A 19,902-nucleotide genomic window follows, 5' to 3' on the forward strand; every position below is an offset into this window, starting at 1 on the left:
TACACCCCCGCCCATGCTCACCATTACCAACCTCGATTTTCAGGTCGAAGCCCGGCCCCTGTTCGAATCTGCCTCCGCGCAGATCTCGGCCGGCTGGAAAGTCGGCCTTGTCGGCCGCAACGGCACCGGCAAGTCCACCCTGCTGCGCCTGATCCGCGAGGATGTGGAACATCCGACAAATGATGCCGCGATCCGGCTGAACACCGGCGCCCGGCTCGGCTGGGTCGCGCAGGAAGTCGCGCCGACCGACGAGACGGTGCTCGACGTTGTCCTCGCAGCGGATACCGAGCGCCACGCCCTCATGCAGGAGGCCGAGACCGCGACCGATCCGAACCGGATCGGCGAGATCCATGAACGCCTGGTCGACATCGACGCCTGGTCGGCAGAAGCGCGTGCGGCCGAAGTGCTGCACGGGCTCGGCTTTTCAGATGACGACCTTGCCCGCGCGACGAAGGAATTCTCCGGCGGCTGGCGCATGCGTGCGGCGATTGCCGGCGTCCTCTTCTCGCAACCGGACTTCCTGCTGCTGGACGAGCCGACCAACTATCTGGACCTTGAAGGCGCCGCCTGGCTGGAAACCTATATCAGAAAGTATCCGTACACGGTCCTGATCGTCAGCCACGACCGCGAAATGCTGAACCGCTGTGTGACGCACACAATGGCACTGGAGCACAAGAAGCTCTCCATCACGCCGGGCGGCTATGACGACTGGCTGAAACTGCGCGCCGCCAAGCTGGCCCAGCTGGAATCCCAGCAGGCGAAACAGGCCAAGGAACGCGCCCACCTGCAGAGCTTTGTCGACCGCTTCCGCGCCAAGGCCTCCAAGGCCCGGCAGGCGCAATCGCGCATCAAGATGCTGGAGAAGATGCAGGACATCTCCATCCCGGTTGCCGACCGCACGACGCCGTTCCACTTCCCGCCGCCCGCCGACAAGCTGGCCCCGCCCATGCTGGAACTGAAGGACGCCGATCTCGGCTATGGCGAAGACGCGCGTATCCTGTCGAAGGTGAACCTCCGCCTCGATCCGGACGACCGCATCGCCATTGTCGGCGCCAACGGACAGGGCAAGACGACGCTGGTCAAATCGATCGCCGAACGCCTGCCGCTGATGGCGGGCAAGCGCGTCACGCCGAAAGCCGTGCGCATCGGCTATTTCTCGCAGGACCAGCTGGACGAGCTGTCCGAGGGCGACAGCGTGCTGGACCATGTGCGCCGCCTGTTGCCGCCTGACACACCGCCGGCGAAAGTCCGCGCCGCCGCGGCCGCCATGGGCTTTTCCGCCGAGAAGGTGGAAACCAAGGTCGAGAAACTATCGGGCGGCGAGAAAGTGCGGTTGCTGCTGGGCCTCATGTCCCACAGCGCGCCGCACATCCTGATCCTCGACGAACCGACGTCCCACCTCGACATCGACAGCCGCGAGGCGCTGATCTACGCGCTGAACGATTTCCCTGGCGCCGTCCTGCTGATCACCCACGATGTCTATCTCGCCGAAGCGACAGCCGACCGGCTGTGGCTGGTCAAGGATGGCCGCGCCACGATGTATGACGGGGACCTCGAAGACTACCGCGCCCTCGTCATGAAGGCCGACCGGGCCGAAGGAAAAGCCGCGAAAGCGAAAGAGGCAAAACCAAAACAGGCCGCGGCAAAGCCTGCCGCCTCGCCGGAAGACAAGAAACGCCTCTCCGCCCTCAAGAAGCGGGCCCGCGAAGCCGAGGAACGGATGGAAAAGGCCAACGCCGCCATCGCACGGATCGACGCAAAGCTGGCCGAAGGCACCCCGCCGCCGGACCAGCTTGAAAAGCTCCTGAAGGACCGCGCGGCTTACGCCGAAACGGCCGAAGAGGCTGAACACGCCTGGCTCGAAGCGGCAGAAGAGATGGATGCGTAGGGTTTTCCGGATACGGAAAGCCAACGCCTTATATCTGTAGCCGGCACAACAGGCGAGCATCTATTCCGGCATCTGATTTTCGATCCGTCCGTAGATTTTTATTTGCTTACGGATCGTGTTTCACTTGCTTGGAATACCAGATTTCATTACGGTGCCTTAATGATGGCTATTGGGCCACGTAAGCGCACACAAGCGCTCCAGATGTCTTGGAGACATACAATGTACATTAAGGGACTACTCATGTCAGCGGCGCTGACGGCTTTCGCGACTCCGGCACTCGCACAACTGGAAGTCTACGAGGACTACACAGTCAGCGATTCCGTCTGGGAAATTTCGACCATCAAGGTCGATGCAAATATGGGGGACTATTACCTCGAAGGGCTCAAATCGACCTGGATTGAATCAAACGAGGTCGCGAAATCTCTCGGCCATATCCAGGATTACAGGATCCTCGTCAGTACCCTGCCGGAAAGCGGCGACTTCAACATGCTCCTGTCGGTGAAGTATGCCAGCATGGCGGACCTTGGCCCGTCCAAGGAAAAATACGATGCCTTCATGACCGCCTGGGGCAATGCCAACGAGGACAGCTCCCGCGAAACCGCCAAGACGTATCCGGAGCTTCGCAAGATCACCGGTCAGTACCTGATGAATGAAGTGACAATGCTGGACTCCGCAGACGAATGATCCAGAGGCCGTGGAGCCTGTCGATCTGACGGGGTCCACGGCAGCCTCCGGGCTGCCATAGCGCAGCGCCGGAACCTGCCTGACAGCATCGACTGTCACAAAACCGCGCGCTGTCTCGTCATGTCCCTGAAACAGGAGACATGACATGTGGCGACCAATCCTTTTCCTCATCGCTGCGGTACATTCCGCGAATGCTCTGACCATGTGGTTTGCGCCGCATTTCTGGTACGGCGCAGTGCCCGGTGTTGCGATGATGGGCCCCTTCAACCTGCACTTCGTACGAGACATCGCCCTCGCTTTCGGGATGAGCGCCGGGGCGCTTGCGTATGGCGCGCTGAAGGTCGACCGCTCAGCCGCCATCTGCGGCGCGGCATGGCCAGCCCTGCATGCGATTTTCCACATCTGGATCTGGTTCGCCCGCGGTCTGCCATTCGATCAGATCGCCTTGGTGAACCTCGCCGGTATCCAGCTTCCGGCCTGGCTCGCCCTCTCCGCAGCCCTCACGTTTACCCGAAAGGAGATCAGAGCATGATCCGCAAATTCCTCCGCAGCAAAGCCCGCAAGATGGGCCAGCACTACAATTACGATGTCAGCTATATGCACGGCCTGATCGACATCAGCCCGGCGGCGGCCATCGGGCTCGGCCGCCTGCCCCAATTCTACAAATATCGCGGCCCGGCCGCCGGACAGGCCGCCTGGACCGGCGCCCTCCTCGCCTCCACACTGGAAGGCGATTGCGGCCCGTGCGCCCAGCTGGTCGTCGACATGGCCCTTGAGGGCGGCGCCGATCCGGCCAGCCTTCAGGCCTGCGCCGAAGGCCGTCCTCAGGAGGCTGGCGTGACCGGACTCGGCTTCCGCTTTGCCATGATGGCGATCACGGGTGACCCGCGCGCTGACGACCTCCGCCGCGAGATTGAGAGCGCGTTCGGAAAGAAGGCTGCCGTCTCGTGCGCTTTCGCCGCCGCGTCCGGCCGCATCTATCCCGTTCTCAAACGTGGCCTCGGCCACGGGCAGGCCTGCCAGAGGCTGGACTTTGGCGGCAAGGTCGTGAAGCTCGCCGCATGACTGCCGACACTGCCCTGTTCGAAGCCGAGCGCCCGGCCCTGACAGCCCTGTGCTATCGCATGCTGGGCGAGCGGGCGGGCGCGGAAGACGCGGTGCAGGACACCTGGCTGCGCTGGGAGCGGGCCGACCACGAGGCCATCGAGAACCCCAGCGCCTGGCTGCGCCGCACCGCCACGCGCATTGCGATCGATGCCCTGCGCTCGGCCCGGGCGCGTCGCGAGACCTATCCCGGCCCGTGGCTGCCGGAGCCGTTGGTGGAGAGCGAAAGCCTCGGTATCGAAGCGCGCTTCGAACTCGCGCAGGAATGCGAGTTGGCCCTGCTCTGGGCGATGGAGCGCCTGTCGCCGACAGAACGCGCCGCCTTCATTCTGCGCGAGGCCTTCGATGCCGGTTATGACGAGATCTCCGCCGTCACAGGAAAGTCCCAGGCTGCCTGCCGCCAGATGGTCAGCCGGGCGCACCGGCGCCTGCAGGAAAACGGCCCGCGCTTCGATGCCCCGCCCGCCGAAGTGGCGGACCTGCTGCAGCGCTTCGTTGCGGCGGCCAATGCGCTGGACCATGACGCGGCGCTCTCCCTCTTTGCGCCAGCCGCGGCGGCCTATACCGACGGCGGCAAGAAGGCCCGTGCAGCGCTCCGTCCACTGATCGGTCCGGAAGACATCACCCAGGTGCTGATGGCGGTCATGGCCAAGGCCGCGCAAGCAACGACCCAATGGTCGGTGGAGCCGAGCCTCGCCAATGGTGCGCCCGCGATCGTGCGGCGGCTGGACGGCCGGGTGGACCTTGTCCTGACGCTGGCGCCGTCCTCTGATGGCCGCATCGGCTGGCTCTACGCCATGCGCAATCCGGACAAGCTGCCTGGCTAAGCCGGGTCCGACAGCATCCGGTCGCAGAAAGCGTCGTGGGACGCGCGGATTTCGTCCAGGGCATGGTGGATAACCTGGCGCTCCGGATCGAACATGAGTTCCAGCGTCATGCCCCGCAGCGACAGGATCAGCATGCGCGTATGAACCACCAGTGCGTCGGGGTCATTCACGCCGGCTTCGGCACCGAGACGCCGGGTATTGGTATCCAGCTCGATATCGATCTCCCGCGTCACGCGGATCAGCATCGCGGCCAGTTCGGTGTCCCAGCGCGCAGCGAGCAGCACTTCTGTCACGGCCGCGGACATCGGCAGGCTCAGCGTCTCCCAATACAGGTCACACAGCCGCCGCAATCGCTCGACCGGGTCGGCAATGCGATCGAACCGGGCGCGCGTATCGGCCATCATGGCGCGCATGGCCGCCTCGATGGTCGCAGCCATCAGGTCCAGCCGGGTCGGGAACTGGTTCAGAACGGAGCCGCGGCTGATCCCGGACTTCGACATCACCGCCTCGATCGAGGTCCCCGCACAGCCGCGCTCGTTCAGGCAATCGATGCAGGCCTGGATCAGCTGTTTGCGGGTTTCCTCCCCGCGGCGTGTCCGCCGCCGTCCCCCGTGCACATTTGTTTCGGTCATTCCGTTCGCCGCTTCCTGCCCTGCCGGCGCCGATAATGGCCAGCGCCCTGCGCGCGTCAACCGCGCCGGCCTAATACTAGTCAATGTTGACTATTTATGTTTTCCAAGCATATTGGCACCCGCAGGTAGACACGGTCATGAGACCGGCGCCTGCAGGCGTGCCCCGCAACGCACTTGCGGCTTCTTGGAGGAACACAGACATGACCGACGCACCCGCTGCCGAAAAACCGGCAGCAACCGGCTACCAGATTTTTCGCACATCCGAAGCGCTCTCGCTGGACGAGACGGCGCATATGGAAGTGGCGGACATAACCCCCGACCTCGAAGCCGGCATCGGCGCAGCGCTGGAAGCCGGTTTTGCCGAGGGCAATGTGGTCAAGACCCTGTTCTCGCAGCCGGGATTCAGCCTCACCCATGCCTGGTTCAAGAGCGGCTTCCCGCTCCCTCTGCACACGCACAGTTCCGATTGTCTCTACTATATCGTCGCTGGCAGCCTCCAACTGGGCACAGACACGCTGGGCCCGGGCGACGGTTTCTTCCTGGATGCGGGCAAGGCCTACCGCTACACGCCCGGCCCCGACGGCGTGGAAGTGCTTGAATTCCGCACCCAGGAAGACTTCGACATCAAGTTCCTCGCGAAGACGCTGCCTGCCTGGCAGAAAATTTCGGGGGTGATCTCCGAGCGCCGCTCCGCATGGGCAGATGAGTCTCCTCCCAGCTCAGTCCTGTCCTGACGGAGCGGCAAACGGATGACGCATAAACGCTTCGACAACAAAGTCGCCATCATCACCGGCGCCGCCTCCGGCATCGGCGCGGCCACCGCGCGCCTGATGGCAAGCGAAGGCGCAAAGGTCGTGCTGGCAGACATTTCCGGAGACGCGGCAAATGCCCTTGCCGCGGCGCTCGGTCCGGATGCCATGGCGGTGACCTGCGATGTCTCGAAAGAGGCAGAGGTCGGCGCCCTCATCAAGGCTGCCGCCGACACGCACGGACGGATCGACATCCTGTTCAACAATGCCGGTATCGGCAGTTTCGCGAACACAGTGGAATTGCCGCCGGACCAGTGGGAACAGGTGATCGCGGTTGACCTGCACAGCGTCTATTATGCCTGCCACCATGCCATTCCGCATATGCCCCGCGGCAGCGCAATCGTGAACACAGCATCCATTTCAGGCCTGGGCGGGGACTACAGGTTTGCCGCCTACAACGCCGCCAAAGGGGCCGTGATCAACTACACAAAGGCGCTTGCGGTGGACCATGCCCGCGACGGCATTCGCGTAAATGCCTTGTGCCCCGGTCTCGTCGAAACACCGATTACAGCCGGGTTGAACCAGATGCCCGGCCTGCCGGAGGAATGGCACAAGCGCATTCCGTTGGGCCGCGGCGCCCAGCCGGAGGAAATGGCAAACGTGGTCGCCTTCCTCGCCTCGGACGCCGCCTCTTACATGACCGGCTCCATTATCGTGGCGGACGGCGGCACCACAGCGCATACCGGCCAGCCGGAAGTGGCGCAGTTCGCCGGCATGCCGGAGGCTTGAATGCGCGCGCTCACCCTGCAGGGAAAATCGTTTCGCATTGCGGACCTGCCTGACCCGTCCCCCGACGCCGGACAGCTGCTGGTCCAGCCTCTTTTCACCGGCATCTGCGGCAGCGATCTCAGCCTGCGCAAGCAGATGGCGGAGCTGGCCGATGAGACCCCGTCAGAGGCGCAAGACCAGTTGCCCATCATCGTGCCCGGCCACGAATTCTCGGCAGTTATTGTCGGCATCGGTCCGGGTACGGAGACTGAGTTAAAGCCGGGCGACCGGGTGACCGGCCTGCCCTTCACGCACAGCCATGACGGCCCGGCCTGTATCGGCCTCTCGCCCGACCACAGCGGCGGACTGGCGACACTCTCCTGCATTGATGCCGTGCGCACCTTCCGTATTCCGGACGGGATCCCGAACGATCTGGCCGCGCTGACAGAACCACTCTCGGTAGGCCTGCACGCAGCGAACCTCGCCAATCGCAATGATGGCCCGAACATGGTGATCGGCTGCGGCCCGGTGGGGCTCGCCGTCATCCTTGCGCTCAGAATCGCCGGACGCGGCCCCATCCTCGCAGCGGATTTCTCTGCCGAACGCCGCGCCGTCGCCGCCAGCCTCGGCGCTGACATCGTGCTCGATCCGGCCACCGACAGCCCGTATGACCGCTGGAGTGACCTCGGCCACGCGCCTGCCCAGATGTCACCGCTGCTGGCGCGGGATTTCCGTGGCCGGCCGCCGGGGCTGAACATTTTCGAGTGCACCGGCGCGCCCGGCGTCATGGGCCAGATTGTCCAGTCCGCCCCGGTGCATTCCCACATCATCGTGGTCGGCGTCTGCCCCCATGATGAGACAATCACGCCGGTGGAAGGCATCGCGCGGGAACTGGCGCTGGAGTTCAGCTTCGCCTACCGGCCCGAGGAATTCCGCACCGCGCTCGCCCTCATCGAGGCCCATGCCGATCAGGCCGCACGCCTGATCACCAGCCGCCAGCCTCTGGCCGGCACCGAAGCGGCGTTCGACGCGCTCGCCAAGGATCCCCATGAAATCAAGATCCTGATCGACCCGAACACCTGAGGCGGGCCGGGTCACAAAAAATATCGAGCGTCAGGCCAGATTTCTGCGACGGATTCCGGGCGCTCGCGCGTTTCAATAACAGGACGCAACGCCGCGTTCCGCGCTTTGCCTGCCGCACAAGCCCAAATCGACCCGGCGGCAGGCGAAGCGCGATTCCTGAAATTCAGATGCCTGCCGGGGCGGCTAGTCTTCCATCAACGCGCTGACATCGACGCCGTATTCGGCCATGCCGCCCATGACGTTCGTGATGGTGCGGTCCACATTTTGCACCGCCGCATCGGTCCGCAGCGCATCCAGCGCGGCCCGGTCCAGCCAGGCACCGCGATAAATCAGGCCCGCCGGTTCCGTTGCGCAGGCGATGTCCGCCAGTGGATCGCAGGGCAACAGGACGAGATCCGCCACACACCCGGCCTCGAGACAGCCATCCTGCCCCGCCGTACCCAGCACGACAGACGGCGAATAGGTCGCCGACCGCAGCGCTTCGTAGGGCGACAGGCCCGCGCCGGTCAGCAGGAGGAGTTCCTCGCCCAGCGACTTGCCCGGAATGTTCGTGAAGATGCCCGCATCCGTACCGGCCAGAAGCATCACGCCTTCTTGCTGGAAGATGTCCGCCACGCGCGCATAGAAAGCCGCATCCTCTGCAACCGGCGCCGGATCATACCCGGCCCAGAACGCGAAATTTTCGCCCTCTGTCTGTTGCTCCACAGCGTTCAGGATGTCCGTTCCCGGACGGGTCGTTGCCGCGCCGTCGGTCTCCGCCACCAGCAACAGGTTACGGTGCGCCAGCAGCGTCGCCGTCACCGGAACGTCCTCTATCGCGATCTTCCGCGCCAGCGCCCGGGCGGCGTCTTCATCATGCCGGTTGCGCAGGCCATGCCAGACCACCGACTCGATATGCTCGATGGTCTCGAAATGGTCGGCAAGGACCTCCTCAAAGGCGATGTTGAAGGGCTTCTCCATCGGCATGCCGTCTTCGCGCACGCCCTCCGGCGTGTGGCCGGATACGGGCATGCCGCGTGCGGCAGCTTCCTCGATGATCGCCTCATAGGCCGGACGCGTGAGGTTGGAATAGACCTTGATCCGGTCAAAGCCTGCCTCGGCCTGCCACGTCACCGCCGCCCGCGCCTCGTCGGCCGTTTCAACGAACTGGTGATTGATCTGGGCGTTCGGCCCCGGACTGTTCAGGATCGGCCCGGTGGTGATCAGGTGCGGCCCCATTACCTCCCCCGCTTCGATCTGCTTCGCCAGCGGCAGGTGGAACGGCAGGCCGGACATGTTGCGCACCCGTGTCACGCCCCAGGAGAGATAGGCGCCCAACTCGGCCTGATCCCAGATATGGACGTGCATGTCGGTCAGGCCCGGCACCAACGTCTGCCCGCCGCCGTCCACCGTGTCCGGTGCGGAGAGGCCCTCTACCGTGTCGCGTACCGCCAGGATCTTCCCATCCTTCACCAGCACATAGGCATGTTCCCGGATCGCAGGCGTCTCGCCCTCAAAGCCGATAGTACGCACATCGCGGATCAGCAGGTCTCCGGCAAGCGGTTCCGGCGATGGTGCAGAAGCACATGCCACCAGCGCAGCCATGGCCAGCGCGGCACCAGCTCCCATCAAGGCATGTTTCATTCGTCCCTCCACATTCCCCCTGCGCTGGCCAGGCCTACCCCCGCTCCAGCGCGCGCCAGCCGATGTCGCGGCGGCAGAAACCTTCCGGCCAGTCGATCGCCTCAACGCCCGCATAGGCCCGGTCGATCGCCTCGCGCAGGGTCGCCCCGCTGGCCGTAACGTTCAGCACGCGTCCGCCATTCGCGGTCAGCATACCCAGATCGTTGCGGTCTGTCCCGGCATGGAAGACGTGCACGCCCGGCAGATCGTTTGCCTTGCCGACATGCTTGATGACCGAGCCCTTCTCGACGGATCCGGGATAGCCCGTCATTGCCATCACCACGGTCGCGGTCGGCTCGAAGCCATCCAGCTCCAGCAGCGCCTCGAACGCCTCTTCATTGCCTTTCAGGCCGCTGGTCGCAGAGGCCAGCAGCGCCGGAACGATGTCGCCCTTCAGGCCCTTCATCAGCACCTGGCATTCCGGGTCGCCGAAGCGCGCGTTGAACTCCACCACTTTCGGGCCGTCTTCGGTCACCATGACGCCGATATAGAGCACGCCCTGATAGGGCATCCCGTCCTTCGCCATACCCTTCAGCATCGGCTCGGCGATCTCGGCTTTCACACGGGCCATGATCTCGTCCGTCACCACCGGCGCCGGGGCGTAGGCGCCCATGCCGCCGGTGTTCGGCCCGGTGTCGCCATCGCCGACGCGCTTATGGTCCTGCGCGGCGGGCAGATAGATCGCGCCTTCGCCATCGGTGATCACGAAGATGCTGGCTTCCTCGCCATGCATGAACTCCTCGATCACCAGCGTGGCGGAGGCGTCGCCGAAGCGCCCGTCCAGCATTTCCTCAACGGCAGCGTCCGCATCGTCCAGCGTTTCGGCGATCACGACGCCCTTGCCGCCGGCCAGCCCGTCGGCCTTCAGCACGTAAGGTGCCTGCATTTTGCGCAAGAAGGCTTTCGCAAGCCCAGGTTCCGTGAATTCGCCATAAGCGGCTGTCGGCACGCCATAGGCGGTCATGCGTGCCTTTGAAAAAGATTTTGATGCTTCCAGCTGCGCTGCCTCGCGGCTCGGCCCGAACACGTCGAAGCCGCGCGCCCGCAACAGGTCCGCCAGACCGGCCGCCAGGGGGGCCTCCGGCCCGATCACGACGAGGTCCGGTTCAATCTGAAGTGTAAGCTTTTCAAGGTTTTCGATGTCGGTCGGGCCGACATCGAAGCACGGGCCAACTTCGTCCATGCCGGGATTTCCCGGCGTCGAATGAACCACGTCGACCAGCGGCGACTGGGCCATTTTCCAGGCCAGCGCATGCTCGCGGCCGCCCGATCCGATGAGGAGAATGTTCATGCGGCGCTTGATGCGCGGCTCCGGGTCTGAGATCAAGAGGAATGAGCGGACTAAAAAACATGAGCGGACTGTGGAGCGGTGAGTACCGCTACAACGCAAATGGCGAGTGCGTCAGCTTCACGGCCATGCTCACTGAAATCGACGGCAAACTGTGTGGCACGACGCTGGAACCGGTGACGTTCGGCCCACTGCTGGGCTATGAACCTGAATATGATGCGACCATCCGGGGCGACCGGTGCGGCCAGCACGTTCTCCTGTCCAAGCGCTATGTGCCGGAAACGGGCATCATCCAGCCGGACCTGATCTATTGCGGCGCCGTCGATGCCAGCTTCATGCTGTTCACTGGCCGGTGGTCTTTCTCGGAAGATGCGCGAATCACCGGCACCTTCTCGCTCAGCCGCGTTGCCAGCCGCACCGGCGCCTCGCTCGCCGTCCAACTGGCTGCCGGGGCCTAGCGGGTCTCCTAGAACAGGATGAAACCGGTCCCTCCTTCCTGAAAGAGGGTGGACAGCCGCGCCGGTATCCCCACGGCTTTCCCTTTGTCTTCAACAGGACCGGCCTTGCCGATCCACCCCGATTCCCGCCGCAAGCATGCTGGCGGCATGAACTTTCCCGTCCCATCCCGAACCCGCGGCCTGATCAGCCACTGGTGGCACGCCGTGCAGGACGCGGTGGAGAATCTGCTGTTGCGCTGCCACCCGGCTGACGCACCGGCAGGCGCCGCAGCACAGGCCGCGGAGGCGCCGCGTCTGCCGCGTGTGGAGGCGGGCGCCATCTCGCTCGCCATCGGCATTTTCGAGGCGCTGGTCCGCCGCATGCTGGTGGTCATGTGCGCCGAATACGGCCCGATGGCCTCGCCGCCGGGGGACGCGAAGCTGCTGTTCCGTCTCGATGAATGCCCGCCTGTTCCCGTGATCCGGACGCCCCGCGCAGGCGATCCGGACTATTGCCTGAAGGCGCCAACGGCCGGGCCGCTGCGCGCTGATCGGCCTACGGATGGCCTTGTCTCCTCCGCGCCCCTGCTGAAGCGCCTCGCAGCACTGGTCCATGTGTTTGAAAATGGCGAACTTTACCTGCAAGCCATGCACGCCCGGCTGCTGGCGCCGCTGAAGCCCCTGCTGGCACCCCAGCCCAAAGCCTTCCTGGATGCGGCCCTCTCGCCGGAACAGGCCGACAATATGCGCCACCTGCATGAAGTGGCGCTCGACGCCCAGTCTTTCGACAAGCCCTTCGACACTTCCTGACGGCGCCCGGAAAATCCGGCCTGTCCCGCTCCCTCACGCCCGTGACGGGAGGCTAACGCGCTGGCAGGCGCCACACCCCCTTGCCCCGCCTCGCAACCGCGTCCAGAAAAGGGCCATGTCAGATGCCCCCGCCTCCAATGATGCCGCCATCAGCGTTTCCGATCTCGCCGCCAGCCTGAAGCGGACGATCGAGACGAATTACGATCATGTCGTCGTGCGCGGCGAACTGGGCCGGGTCACCATCGCACGCTCCGGCCACATGTATGCCGATATCAAGGACGACAAGGCCGTGCTCAACACGGTGATGTGGAAAGGCCAGGTCGACCGGCTGCCCTTCCGTCCGGAAGAAGGCCTGGAAGTGATCGCGACGGGCAAGCTGTCGATCTATGCCGGCCGCTCGAACTATCAGATGATCGCGTCGTCCATGCGCCCGGCCGGTGCCGGGGCGCTGATGGCCCTGCTGGAGGAGCGGAAGAAAAAGCTCGCCGCCGAGGGCCTCTTCGCGGCCGAGCACAAGAAGACGCTGCCCTTCCTGCCGCGCACCATCGGCGTGGTCACCAGCCCCACGGGCGCCGTCATCCGCGATATCCTGCACCGGATCCGCGACCGTTTCCCGGTGCGCGTCATCGTCTGGCCCGCGCTGGTGCAGGGGGATCAGGCCGCCGGGCAGATCACCGCCGGGATCAAGGGCTTCAACGCCATGACCGGCGCCGACCGGCCGGACGTGCTGATCGTCGCCCGCGGTGGCGGCTCGATCGAGGACCTCTGGCCCTTCAATGAAGAAAGCGTCGTCCGCGCCGCTTTCGAGAGCGAGATCCCGCTGATTTCCGCCGTCGGCCATGAGACCGATACGACGCTGATCGACTATGTCTCCGACGCCCGTGCGCCAACGCCGACCGGCGCCGCCGAGATCGCCGTGCCGGTACGCCAGGAATTGCTGCTGCAAACCGGCGAGGCCAGCGAGCGCCTGAAACGCGCCCTCGCCCGCCGCACCGCGCAGGCCAAGGACAAGCTGACCGCCGCCCGCCTGCCGCGCCCGGAATCCCTGCTGCAAACGAAACGCCAGCGGCTGGACTATGCCGCGGCCACCCTGCCGCGCGCCGCCCTCGCCCTGACGCAGAAGGCGCGTGTCCGCCTCTCGCGCCTGACCATCAGCCCGGCCAGCCTGCGCAGCGAAATCCGCACCTCGAAACAGCGCCTGCGCGATGTCGCCGTGCGCGCCCGTCCCGCGCTGGCGCGCCTGATGCAACAGCGCGAAACCGCGCTCGCCACGCAAGGCAAGCTGCTGGAAACCCTGTCCTACCAGTCGACGCTGAAGCGCGGCTACGCCCTCGTGCGGGACGCGGACGGAAAACTCGTCCGCTCCGCCGGCCCGGCCGCCAGTGCCGGCAGCCTGAAGATCAGCTTCGCCGATGGCGACGTCACCGCCGTGCCCGAAGGCAGCCCCGGTACACCGCCCACTGCCGCAAAACCGGTCAAGGCAAAACCAAAAGGCCAGCAGGGCTCGCTGTTCTGACGGCGTCTCCGCCTACGGATAAATACGAGCTTGCCATCTGCGGACGGACTCGCTAACCGGACCTCATGCACACGCACGCGATCACCCTGCAGCAACAGACCCGGCTTCTCCAGCCGGCGCGCGCTTGTGCCTGGCGATTGCCTGACTGACCCGAGCGTCACGACAGCATTCGACCTGACAAGCCCCGCCACCCGGCGGGGCTTTTGTTTTTGGACCGGAGAAAAAAGGAACCGGAAAATGCACTTTGAAACCGATGCGGAGATCGCCGCACTGCTCGATGGCTTCCGAAGCCGTACGCTGCCGAAGGAGAAATGGACCCACGCCGCCCACTGGGCCGCCGCACTGGGCCTGATCGCGGAGGACGCCGCCGCCGCGCATCGCGACATGCCCGGCATGATCCGCGCCTATAATGAATCCGTCGGCGGCCGGAACACCGACACGGAAGGCTATCACGAGACGATCACCATCGCCTCGCTGAAAGCTGCCGAACACGCGCTCGGCGCCGCGCCCGAGGGCACACCGCTGCACGCTGTGTTGTCGGATCTTCTGGCCGGTCCCTGCGGGAAGCCGGACTGGATTCTCGATTACTGGCGGCGGGAAACGCTGTTCAGCGTAAAAGCCCGGCGCGAATGGGTCGCGCCGGACATACGCGCCCTGCCCTTCGGGGCGTAGCGCGCGATGCCTGGAAAGGGACCGTTCCGGCGAAGGGACGGTCCCACAGGCTTAGCCGTTGATGTCTTCTTCCAGAACGGTCATCTGGAACTGATAGGAGGTCTCGCCTTCATCGACATCCTTGTAGATGACGGCAATGAACTCGGCGCCGAGATAGACTTCGACAGAATCGTCCGTCTTGTCGCGCGGCAGCAGGCGCAGGCCGGGGTTCAGCTTCTCTTTGAGATAGGCTTCAAGGCGGAGCGTTTCTTCGCGGTTCATCACAGTGTCCTTTTCTTAGCGAGGCGCAACCTAGTTGGTTTCGCTTGCGGTTCAACAGCAAGGCTGCATCAAATCCCGCCCGATTCCACAAGGCAATGCGCCGCGAGCTCGTCAACTTCATCGGAATAGGTCTGCGGCAACAGGCGCATCAGCTCTGCCTTGTCGATCTGGCCGCAGTCCATCAGCGACAGAACCATGGCCGTATCGTTCTGGATACGCTTCATTTCCCGCACCGCTTCGCGGCTGGCGCCCGCCCGTTTCAGCGCAGCCTCATTTTCCCGCGCTGCAATGTTCCGCACGGTCAGGTTCCAGGCCAGCGGCAGGATATTATCGATGTTTTCGGTATGGGACAGCGCCGCCGTCCAGTCTTCCTCAAGGATATAGATGAAGCCCATGTTTTCTTCCGTGTACGCCACGCCGACACGGGTGGAACCACGGTCTGCCCGGATCTTGGCCGCAATGCGCAGCTCCGACAGGGCCTCCTGCAGCGCCAGGTTCTTTTCCTGCCCTTCCGGCAATTGCGACTGAGCGGCCAATGCAATCAGCGTGGTGCCCACGCCATGGTGCGCCATCTGGGATTGTTCCAGCGTGATGTCTTCCGGATCCCGCTCCATCAGCGTGGCGGCATCGCTGAACGCTTCATAGGCCAGCAGGGCATCGCCCCGCTTGCGCAGGCACTGGCCTTTCCACAGCAGCAGCATCGGTTCGTTCAGGCCCCGCGCCACGGCCTGGTTCACATAGTCCACCACGGTGGAGCAGCCCTGATTCCAGCCGAGGGAGTTACCGTCCGCCTTGCGGTATTCGAGCATGGCGAGCCCCGCTGCGCCGATCCCCTGATCGGTCAGCCCGGCACTGTCATCCAGCAGGGTCTGGAACTCGCTGCGCACGGTGGCGGACTCGACCTGACCGCCCCAATCGTCCAGCGCCGACTGCATCAGAATACGCTCGCCATTTGTCAGCAGGCTGACGCTGCCGGTCAGGTCGGCGCGCAGCACCATGGCGACGACCTGCGACGTCACCTCGTTCATCGTCTTGCCGAGAATGTGCCCGCGCGCGATGGACACGGCGCGGTCCTTGTAGGAGGCGATCTGGCCGGGCGAGCCGGCCTGTTGCAGCTCCCGCGACAGCTCGGCCTGACGGCGGGCGGATTCGTTCTCTTCGCGGATCGCGACAAGCTGGGCCTGAGTGGATTCCCGCTGGCGGCTGGCCTCGCCTGCCACAATGCGGAGGTTCACCTCATTCAGCTGCGCCTGCCGCGCATATTCCGCGCGCAGGCCCTGAAGCTCGAAATAGAAATAGATCACGCTGCCAACCGCGATCACCGCCGCGGTGGCGAGCAGCGCCGACAATGCCCGCACAAGAAAGCGGAAGGATTGCTGCTCCCCCTGCAATTCCATCAGCAGGTCCAGCGATGTGACCGGCGACCGGCTCGGCTCGTTTTCCGTGCTCACCACTCTGTCCCCCCTGCATCCTTCAGCTTCGTCCCGCGCCAGACGTCCGGGCCGAACATCGGCTCCAGCAACAGGCGCAGCCCTGTCTCTTCTTCATCCTCGCGCAGGAAGGCCTCCGCGATCAGCAGCTTGATCCGCGTCTGGCGCATCCGCCACATGCGGAGCGCCGCGCCGATGGCCGTGGCGACGAAGAAGTTCGATGCCCCCAGAACACGTTCGGGATTTCCGGCAAATATGCGCTCGCCCACCGGCAAAGGATAATGCCCGAACAGGGTCAGCAGGAACACGCTGAACGCCACCAGGGCCGCCAGAATCGCGCCGATCAGAAGGGTCCGGTTTAGCCGGGACTCGGCTTTCAGCTGGTCCCGGTGATGGCTGATCAGGGGGCTGATGGACTTGATCATGACGGGTCAGGATCTCTCGCCACGCGGAACCCGATGGCATCGTCGCGCCCGCCGGGCGGGTAGGCGTCGCGCACCGCAGAGCGCACATAGGACGGGATCTTTTCCCAGCTGCCACCGCGCACGGCGCGTGAGCATTTCTCGGCGCCCGGTTCGGCGTCCGCCTTGCCGACACGGCCCATATAGTCATGGCCCCAGCAGTCCGCGACCCACTCGGCCACATTGCCGTGCATGTCGTACAGGCCGAACGCGTTCGGCGGATAGGACCCGACCGGCAGCGGCTGGCGCGGGAACTTGCCTTTCGGCCCGCCATTATACTGGCGCCCGCCGGCATTGAAGTTCGCGTCCTTGTCGGTGAGATAGTCGCCGGTATTGAACGCCGTCGTCGTGCCCGCGCGGGCGGCATATTCCCACTCGGCCTCGTTCAGCAGGCGATAAGGCTCGCCTTCCACCTGATTGTTCAGCCAGCGGACATAGTCCATCGCCTCCCACCAGGTGATGTTGATGGCAGGCATCGCGCCCCGCTTCCAGCGGTCGGAGCGGGTTTCCGCCTTCGCCTTGTTTCCGGCGCAGCCACCGGCCGCGATACAGGCATCGAGGTCGGCCCAGCTGATTTCCTTTTCAGACGCCGCAAGCATGGAGACCTGCGGTTCCCATTGCGGGCCCTCGGTGTCCTTGCGTTCCGGCTCGCTCTCCGGTGAGCCCATCAGGAAACTGCCCGCCGGAATGGCGACCATTTGCGGACAGTCGGCGCAATCGCTGAACCTGCGCGCATCGACCGGGCCGCCATTCGCCGCCGCCGCGAAGGCGCCCTGACGCAAGAGGCCGGACACGGTGCCGGCTGCGGGCGACGCCGCAGGGCCAGCAACAGGCGCCTCACCGGTCGATGCGGTAGAGCGCGTCCCGGCTGGCAGGCGGGTCGAAAGCACCGAATCCAAGATCACGGTGGGCGCAGGTGCTGGCGCGCCGCTGCAGCCGGCAAAGCAGAAATCAGCCCCGGTCAGGCCGGAATTGTAGAACGGGGTCTGCAGCCCGCCGGTCGCCGCATTCACGCTGTCCGCCACGCGCTTGAACACCTGTTCCGCGATCAGGTTCTCCCGGGTCAGCGTTTGCGCCAGCGCGACGGCGAACGCGGAATTCCCGCCCTCCCCGTCATAGGCCACATAGCCGGGCGCCGTGGAGTACGAGATCAGCAGGCCACGCGCAGGCTTCACCTCCGCCAGCCCGCCGGCTGCACTACGCGTTGCGCTCGGCAGCGGATTGTCCCGGCAGGCATCGAGGATCACGAAATTCACCGCATTGCCCGCATCCTCGACATAGCGCAGCGCATCGCCGAGGCGCGGCGCCTGGCGCCAGATGTCCTGTTCGGAGCGGGCATTGGCATCCACCGGCACCAGATAGTTCAGCCCCTGCGACTGCACGCCGTGCCCGGCATAATAGATCAGGCCGACCGCTTTCTGCCCGCCCGCCTTGAGCCGCGCGCCATGCGCAGCGAACGCCTCCTCCATCCGGTCCTCGCTGGCGTTCAGGACAAGATCGACCTGAAAGCCCACATCGGCGAGGGAATCGGCCATCAGGCGGGCATCATTTGCGGGATTGGAGAGCTGCCATCCCCTTTGCTGGTAGTCGGAATTTCCGATCACCAACGCATAGCGCGGCGGCTGGGCCGTATCGGCCTGCACTGTGAGAACGGCAAAAAACCCTGCAATTCCAAGCAGGAATAGGCGAAGCATGGCACGTGTCCCCTTCCCTTGAGATCGACACCTTCATCCCCAGCACTGAACGCTAACCTAACCGCAATTCGGCGGAGGGGAAAAGGGGGAGATAAGGACCGTGCGCGCAGAGTTGATCAGCTGGCCGGATGCTTTGCAGATGTGGGCAGTTTGGCCAGTTCCTTTGCCTGCGAGACCCATTCGTCCCGCTCGATCCGGCCCTTGAAATGTTCCAGCTTGTTGTCGACCCATTCGATCTCTGCCGGGCCCCATTCGGCGATCTGCCAGTAATAGTACACGCCGATCTCGTTCAGCAGCTCGCCCAGCATCGGTCCGATGCCGTTGACGACTTCCAGGTCGTCCTCATTGCCGAAGGCCGGTTCGACCAGCAGATTGGCCTTGTCGCCGGGGCGCAGGGCGATTTCCAGCGGATGGGCCGGCGCTTCGGACTTTGCCTCAGGCTCTGGCGCGGCCTCCGGCTCAGCCGGGCGCTGCGGCGGCGGGGCTTTCGGGAACACCTGATCGATCGGGGCGAATGCCGGTTGTTCCACCCGCGGCGCCGGGGCGGCCGGCTGGCGGTAGACATATTCGCCTTCCCCGCGCAGATGGCTGAAATCCCGCGCGCGCAGGATGTGGTTCAAAGCCGCCAGCGTGTACTCGATGGAGGCGAGACGGCTGTCCATCACCCCCATGTCGAGCCGGGCATCCAGCTTGCGCATGGACGAGAGCACCGGCGACAGGTCCGGCTCGCGCATGGCCATCATGGAGTCCTGCAAGGCGGCGAGGCGGCGCTCCATCGGGCCGAAATCGGGCAGCGACTGCAGCTCGACCCGCAAGGACGCGAGCGCGGATTCGACATTCGACAGGCGCGTCTGCACCGGCGTCAGGTCCACGCCGGACCGGGCCAGCATCGACACCGTGTGCTCCACTCCGGACAGTTTGGAATGCAGGGACGCGCTGCCGCCCTCGATGTCGGACAGTTTCGTATGCATCACGCGCATGTCTTCAGACGGCGCCCGCAGCATGCCTTCGATATTGCGGAACTCGTTGACCAGCGGGGTGAAGTCCGTCTCCGGCAGTTCGATATTGGCGACCGCCTCCTCGATCTTCGACAGACGCTCCTTGACCGAGTCGAGATCCGGCACACGCAGGCCCGCCAACGAGGACGACAGGGTCGACATGCGGATCATCAATTCCTCTATGTCGGCCTTGCGGGCGGTGTCGATCCGGTCAGCGAACTCGGCGAGCCGCGCTTCCATCGCCGCCATATGCGTGCGCACAGGTTCGAGGGCCTCCGTCGGGAACTCGATGTTCTCGATGGCAAGCTCCAGCCGGGCGAGGCCGGAATGTACCGGGCCGAGGTCAACCTCCGGCAAGGTCTGCCCACGGACCAGTTCTTCCAGTTGCGACAGACGGATATCGACGGGGTCCAGATCCGTGTTCTGCAGGCCGTTGACTTCGTTCGAGACGGACAGCAGCGAGCTTTCGATATCCGACAGGCGGCTGAGCACGCCTTCCAGAGAGTCGTCCGGCTGTTGCATCAGCGTTTCCAGCCGTCCCAGCCGGTCTTCGAGCCGGCCTTCCAGCCCGTTCATGCCGGTTTCGCGCACATCCGTGATCAGGCCGCGCATTTCGGAGAACCGGTCATTGATCGCGCCAAGGCCTGCGCTGCCGGTCAGCGACAGGGCGCTTTCGATTTTCGCGAGGCGCTCCTGCACAGGCGACAGGTCCGGCGGGGCGAGGCTGGCCAGGCTCGCCTTCAGCTCTTCCTTCGTCACCGGCGCAGGCTGGTCCTTCGCGGCGTCGGCGGTGGCCGCGAGGCTTTCATGATAGGTGGTGACATCTTCATAGTTCCGGCGGAACCACCACCAGGCAAGGCCCGCCCCGCACGCGGCGGCGAGGACCATCAGCAGGAAAATCTGGAGCAGCAGGAACAGCATGGATTTTACTCGTGGCG

Annotated in this window: 20 protein-coding genes; 12 read left to right on the forward strand and 8 right to left on the reverse strand. The window is 64.7% G+C overall.

All coding sequences use genetic code 11. From position 1 onward, the window contains the following. Window positions 1-13: 13 nt before the first annotated feature. The 5 genes from HAD_RS14735 (at window position 14) to sigJ (ending at window position 4,503) form a co-directional block, all read left to right on the forward strand. On the forward strand, window positions 14-1,888 hold the full coding sequence (locus tag HAD_RS14735; RefSeq protein ID WP_035573097.1) for an ABC-F family ATP-binding cassette domain-containing protein: 1,875 nt from the start codon (window positions 14-16) through the stop codon (window positions 1,886-1,888). Window positions 1,889-2,107: 219 nt separating this feature from the next. Continuing rightward, entirely contained in the window at window positions 2,108-2,572 is a 465-nt protein-coding gene (locus tag HAD_RS14740) for a hypothetical protein (protein WP_035573099.1), read from the forward strand. 145 nt (window positions 2,573-2,717) lie between these two features. Continuing rightward, window positions 2,718-3,104 (forward strand): hypothetical protein, encoded by a 387-nt coding sequence (locus HAD_RS18165; RefSeq protein WP_156942298.1) that lies wholly within the window; start codon window positions 2,718-2,720, stop codon window positions 3,102-3,104. Next, complete coding sequence (locus HAD_RS14750) at window positions 3,101-3,637, forward strand: hypothetical protein (RefSeq protein WP_035573101.1); 537 nt, start codon at window positions 3,101-3,103, stop codon at window positions 3,635-3,637. The genes HAD_RS18165 and HAD_RS14750 overlap by 4 nt, the downstream gene beginning before the upstream one ends. Beyond that, a complete protein-coding gene (gene sigJ, locus HAD_RS14755) occupies window positions 3,634-4,503 on the forward strand; it encodes an RNA polymerase sigma factor SigJ (protein ID WP_035573103.1) in 870 nt (289 codons plus the stop codon). Before HAD_RS14750 ends, sigJ begins: the two co-directional genes overlap by 4 nt. Here the strand turns inward: sigJ and HAD_RS14760 are convergent. Continuing rightward, complete coding sequence (locus HAD_RS14760) at window positions 4,500-5,135, reverse strand: TetR/AcrR family transcriptional regulator (protein ID WP_035573105.1); 636 nt, start codon at window positions 5,133-5,135, stop codon at window positions 4,500-4,502. The genes sigJ and HAD_RS14760 overlap by 4 nt on opposite strands. Window positions 5,136-5,335: 200 nt before the next feature. On the opposite strand from HAD_RS14760, the gene HAD_RS14765 reads away from it, so the two are divergent. The 3 genes from HAD_RS14765 to HAD_RS14775 are packed head-to-tail and all read left to right on the forward strand — an operon-like array spanning window position 5,336 to window position 7,735. Next, window positions 5,336-5,869 (forward strand): cupin domain-containing protein, encoded by a 534-nt coding sequence (locus HAD_RS14765; protein WP_035573107.1) that lies wholly within the window; start codon window positions 5,336-5,338, stop codon window positions 5,867-5,869. Between the two features lie 15 nt (window positions 5,870-5,884). Beyond that, window positions 5,885-6,673 (forward strand): meso-2,3-butanediol dehydrogenase, encoded by a 789-nt coding sequence (gene budC, locus HAD_RS14770; protein WP_035573109.1) that lies wholly within the window; start codon window positions 5,885-5,887, stop codon window positions 6,671-6,673. Then, a complete protein-coding gene (locus tag HAD_RS14775) occupies window positions 6,674-7,735 on the forward strand; it encodes a zinc-binding dehydrogenase (protein WP_035573110.1) in 1,062 nt (353 codons plus the stop codon). It begins immediately after the preceding gene. 183 nt (window positions 7,736-7,918) lie between these two features. Here HAD_RS14775 and HAD_RS14780 read toward each other — a convergent pair whose 3' ends face one another. Together HAD_RS14780 and purD are read right to left on the reverse strand one after the other, a co-directional pair. Beyond that, entirely contained in the window at window positions 7,919-9,358 is a 1,440-nt protein-coding gene (locus HAD_RS14780) for an amidohydrolase family protein (RefSeq protein WP_035573112.1), read from the reverse strand. 34 nt (window positions 9,359-9,392) lie between these two features. Then, window positions 9,393-10,688, reverse strand: a complete 1,296-nt coding sequence (purD, locus tag HAD_RS14785; RefSeq protein ID WP_035573667.1) for a phosphoribosylamine--glycine ligase — start codon at window positions 10,686-10,688, stop codon at window positions 9,393-9,395. A gap of 59 nt (window positions 10,689-10,747) precedes the next feature. Between purD and HAD_RS14790 the strand changes: the two genes are divergently transcribed. The 4 genes from HAD_RS14790 (at window position 10,748) to HAD_RS14805 (ending at window position 14,120) form a co-directional block, all read left to right on the forward strand. Beyond that, on the forward strand, window positions 10,748-11,143 hold the full coding sequence (locus HAD_RS14790) for a hypothetical protein (protein ID WP_035573114.1): 396 nt from the start codon (window positions 10,748-10,750) through the stop codon (window positions 11,141-11,143). Between the two features lie 147 nt (window positions 11,144-11,290). Continuing rightward, a complete protein-coding gene (locus tag HAD_RS14795) occupies window positions 11,291-11,932 on the forward strand; it encodes a hypothetical protein (RefSeq protein ID WP_156942299.1) in 642 nt (213 codons plus the stop codon). Between the two features lie 115 nt (window positions 11,933-12,047). After that, window positions 12,048-13,448 carry an exodeoxyribonuclease VII large subunit gene (gene xseA / locus HAD_RS14800; RefSeq protein ID WP_035573118.1) on the forward strand — a complete coding sequence of 467 codons (1,401 nt, stop codon included), beginning with the start codon at window positions 12,048-12,050 and terminating at the stop codon, window positions 13,446-13,448. A gap of 237 nt (window positions 13,449-13,685) precedes the next feature. After that, entirely contained in the window at window positions 13,686-14,120 is a 435-nt protein-coding gene (locus HAD_RS14805; protein WP_035573120.1) for a hypothetical protein, read from the forward strand. Window positions 14,121-14,171: 51 nt separating this feature from the next. Here HAD_RS14805 and HAD_RS14810 read toward each other — a convergent pair whose 3' ends face one another. The 5 genes from HAD_RS14810 to HAD_RS18175 form a co-directional block, all read right to left on the reverse strand. Beyond that, the gene (locus HAD_RS14810) at window positions 14,172-14,381 is read right to left on the reverse strand and encodes a DUF3126 family protein (protein ID WP_035573122.1); all 210 of its coding nucleotides are present in this window, start codon (window positions 14,379-14,381) and stop codon (window positions 14,172-14,174) included. Window positions 14,382-14,449: 68 nt separating this feature from the next. Next, window positions 14,450-15,832, reverse strand: coding sequence for a hypothetical protein (locus tag HAD_RS14815; protein ID WP_156942300.1), 1,383 nt, complete (start codon window positions 15,830-15,832; stop codon window positions 14,450-14,452). Further along, a complete protein-coding gene (locus HAD_RS14820; protein WP_035573125.1) occupies window positions 15,829-16,236 on the reverse strand; it encodes a hypothetical protein in 408 nt (135 codons plus the stop codon). Before HAD_RS14820 ends, HAD_RS14815 begins: the two co-directional genes overlap by 4 nt. After that, a complete protein-coding gene (locus HAD_RS18170; protein WP_051596349.1) occupies window positions 16,233-17,966 on the reverse strand; it encodes an SUMF1/EgtB/PvdO family nonheme iron enzyme in 1,734 nt (577 codons plus the stop codon). The genes HAD_RS14820 and HAD_RS18170 overlap by 4 nt, the downstream gene beginning before the upstream one ends. 116 nt (window positions 17,967-18,082) lie before the next feature. Then, window positions 18,083-19,885: a hypothetical protein gene (locus HAD_RS18175; RefSeq protein ID WP_051596350.1), complete on the reverse strand. Its 1,803-nt coding sequence runs from the start codon at window positions 19,883-19,885 to the stop codon at window positions 18,083-18,085. Window positions 19,886-19,902: the final 17 nt, after the last annotated feature.

This window comes from Hyphomonas adhaerens MHS-3, assembly GCF_000685235.1.
Classification (GTDB): Bacteria; Pseudomonadota; Alphaproteobacteria; order Caulobacterales; family Hyphomonadaceae; genus Hyphomonas; species Hyphomonas adhaerens.

Bases quoted from the DNA above. Each gene is read 5' to 3' on its own strand.
- HAD_RS14735 (WP_035573097.1), top strand. From the start codon at position 14: ATGCTCACCATTACCAACCTCGATTTTCAGGTCGAAGCCCGGCCCCTG.
- HAD_RS14740 (WP_035573099.1), top strand. From the start codon at position 2,108: ATGTACATTAAGGGACTACTCATGTCAGCGGCGCTGACGGCTTTCGCG.
- HAD_RS18165 (WP_156942298.1), top strand. From the start codon at position 2,718: ATGTGGCGACCAATCCTTTTCCTCATCGCTGCGGTACATTCCGCGAAT.
- HAD_RS14750 (WP_035573101.1), top strand. From the start codon at position 3,101: ATGATCCGCAAATTCCTCCGCAGCAAAGCCCGCAAGATGGGCCAGCAC.
- sigJ (WP_035573103.1), top strand. From the start codon at position 3,634: ATGACTGCCGACACTGCCCTGTTCGAAGCCGAGCGCCCGGCCCTGACA.
- HAD_RS14760 (WP_035573105.1), bottom strand. From the start codon at position 5,135: ATGACCGAAACAAATGTGCACGGGGGACGGCGGCGGACACGCCGCGGG.
- HAD_RS14765 (WP_035573107.1), top strand. From the start codon at position 5,336: ATGACCGACGCACCCGCTGCCGAAAAACCGGCAGCAACCGGCTACCAG.
- budC (WP_035573109.1), top strand. From the start codon at position 5,885: ATGACGCATAAACGCTTCGACAACAAAGTCGCCATCATCACCGGCGCC.
- HAD_RS14775 (WP_035573110.1), top strand. From the start codon at position 6,674: ATGCGCGCGCTCACCCTGCAGGGAAAATCGTTTCGCATTGCGGACCTG.
- HAD_RS14780 (WP_035573112.1), bottom strand. From the start codon at position 9,358: ATGAAACATGCCTTGATGGGAGCTGGTGCCGCGCTGGCCATGGCTGCG.
- purD (WP_035573667.1), bottom strand. From the start codon at position 10,688: ATGAACATTCTCCTCATCGGATCGGGCGGCCGCGAGCATGCGCTGGCC.
- HAD_RS14790 (WP_035573114.1), top strand. From the start codon at position 10,748: ATGAGCGGACTGTGGAGCGGTGAGTACCGCTACAACGCAAATGGCGAG.
- HAD_RS14795 (WP_156942299.1), top strand. From the start codon at position 11,291: ATGAACTTTCCCGTCCCATCCCGAACCCGCGGCCTGATCAGCCACTGG.
- xseA (WP_035573118.1), top strand. From the start codon at position 12,048: ATGTCAGATGCCCCCGCCTCCAATGATGCCGCCATCAGCGTTTCCGAT.
- HAD_RS14805 (WP_035573120.1), top strand. From the start codon at position 13,686: ATGCACTTTGAAACCGATGCGGAGATCGCCGCACTGCTCGATGGCTTC.
- HAD_RS14810 (WP_035573122.1), bottom strand. From the start codon at position 14,381: ATGAACCGCGAAGAAACGCTCCGCCTTGAAGCCTATCTCAAAGAGAAG.
- HAD_RS14820 (WP_035573125.1), bottom strand. From the start codon at position 16,236: ATGATCAAGTCCATCAGCCCCCTGATCAGCCATCACCGGGACCAGCTG.
- HAD_RS18170 (WP_051596349.1), bottom strand. From the start codon at position 17,966: ATGCTTCGCCTATTCCTGCTTGGAATTGCAGGGTTTTTTGCCGTTCTC.
- HAD_RS18175 (WP_051596350.1), bottom strand. From the start codon at position 19,885: ATGCTGTTCCTGCTGCTCCAGATTTTCCTGCTGATGGTCCTCGCCGCC.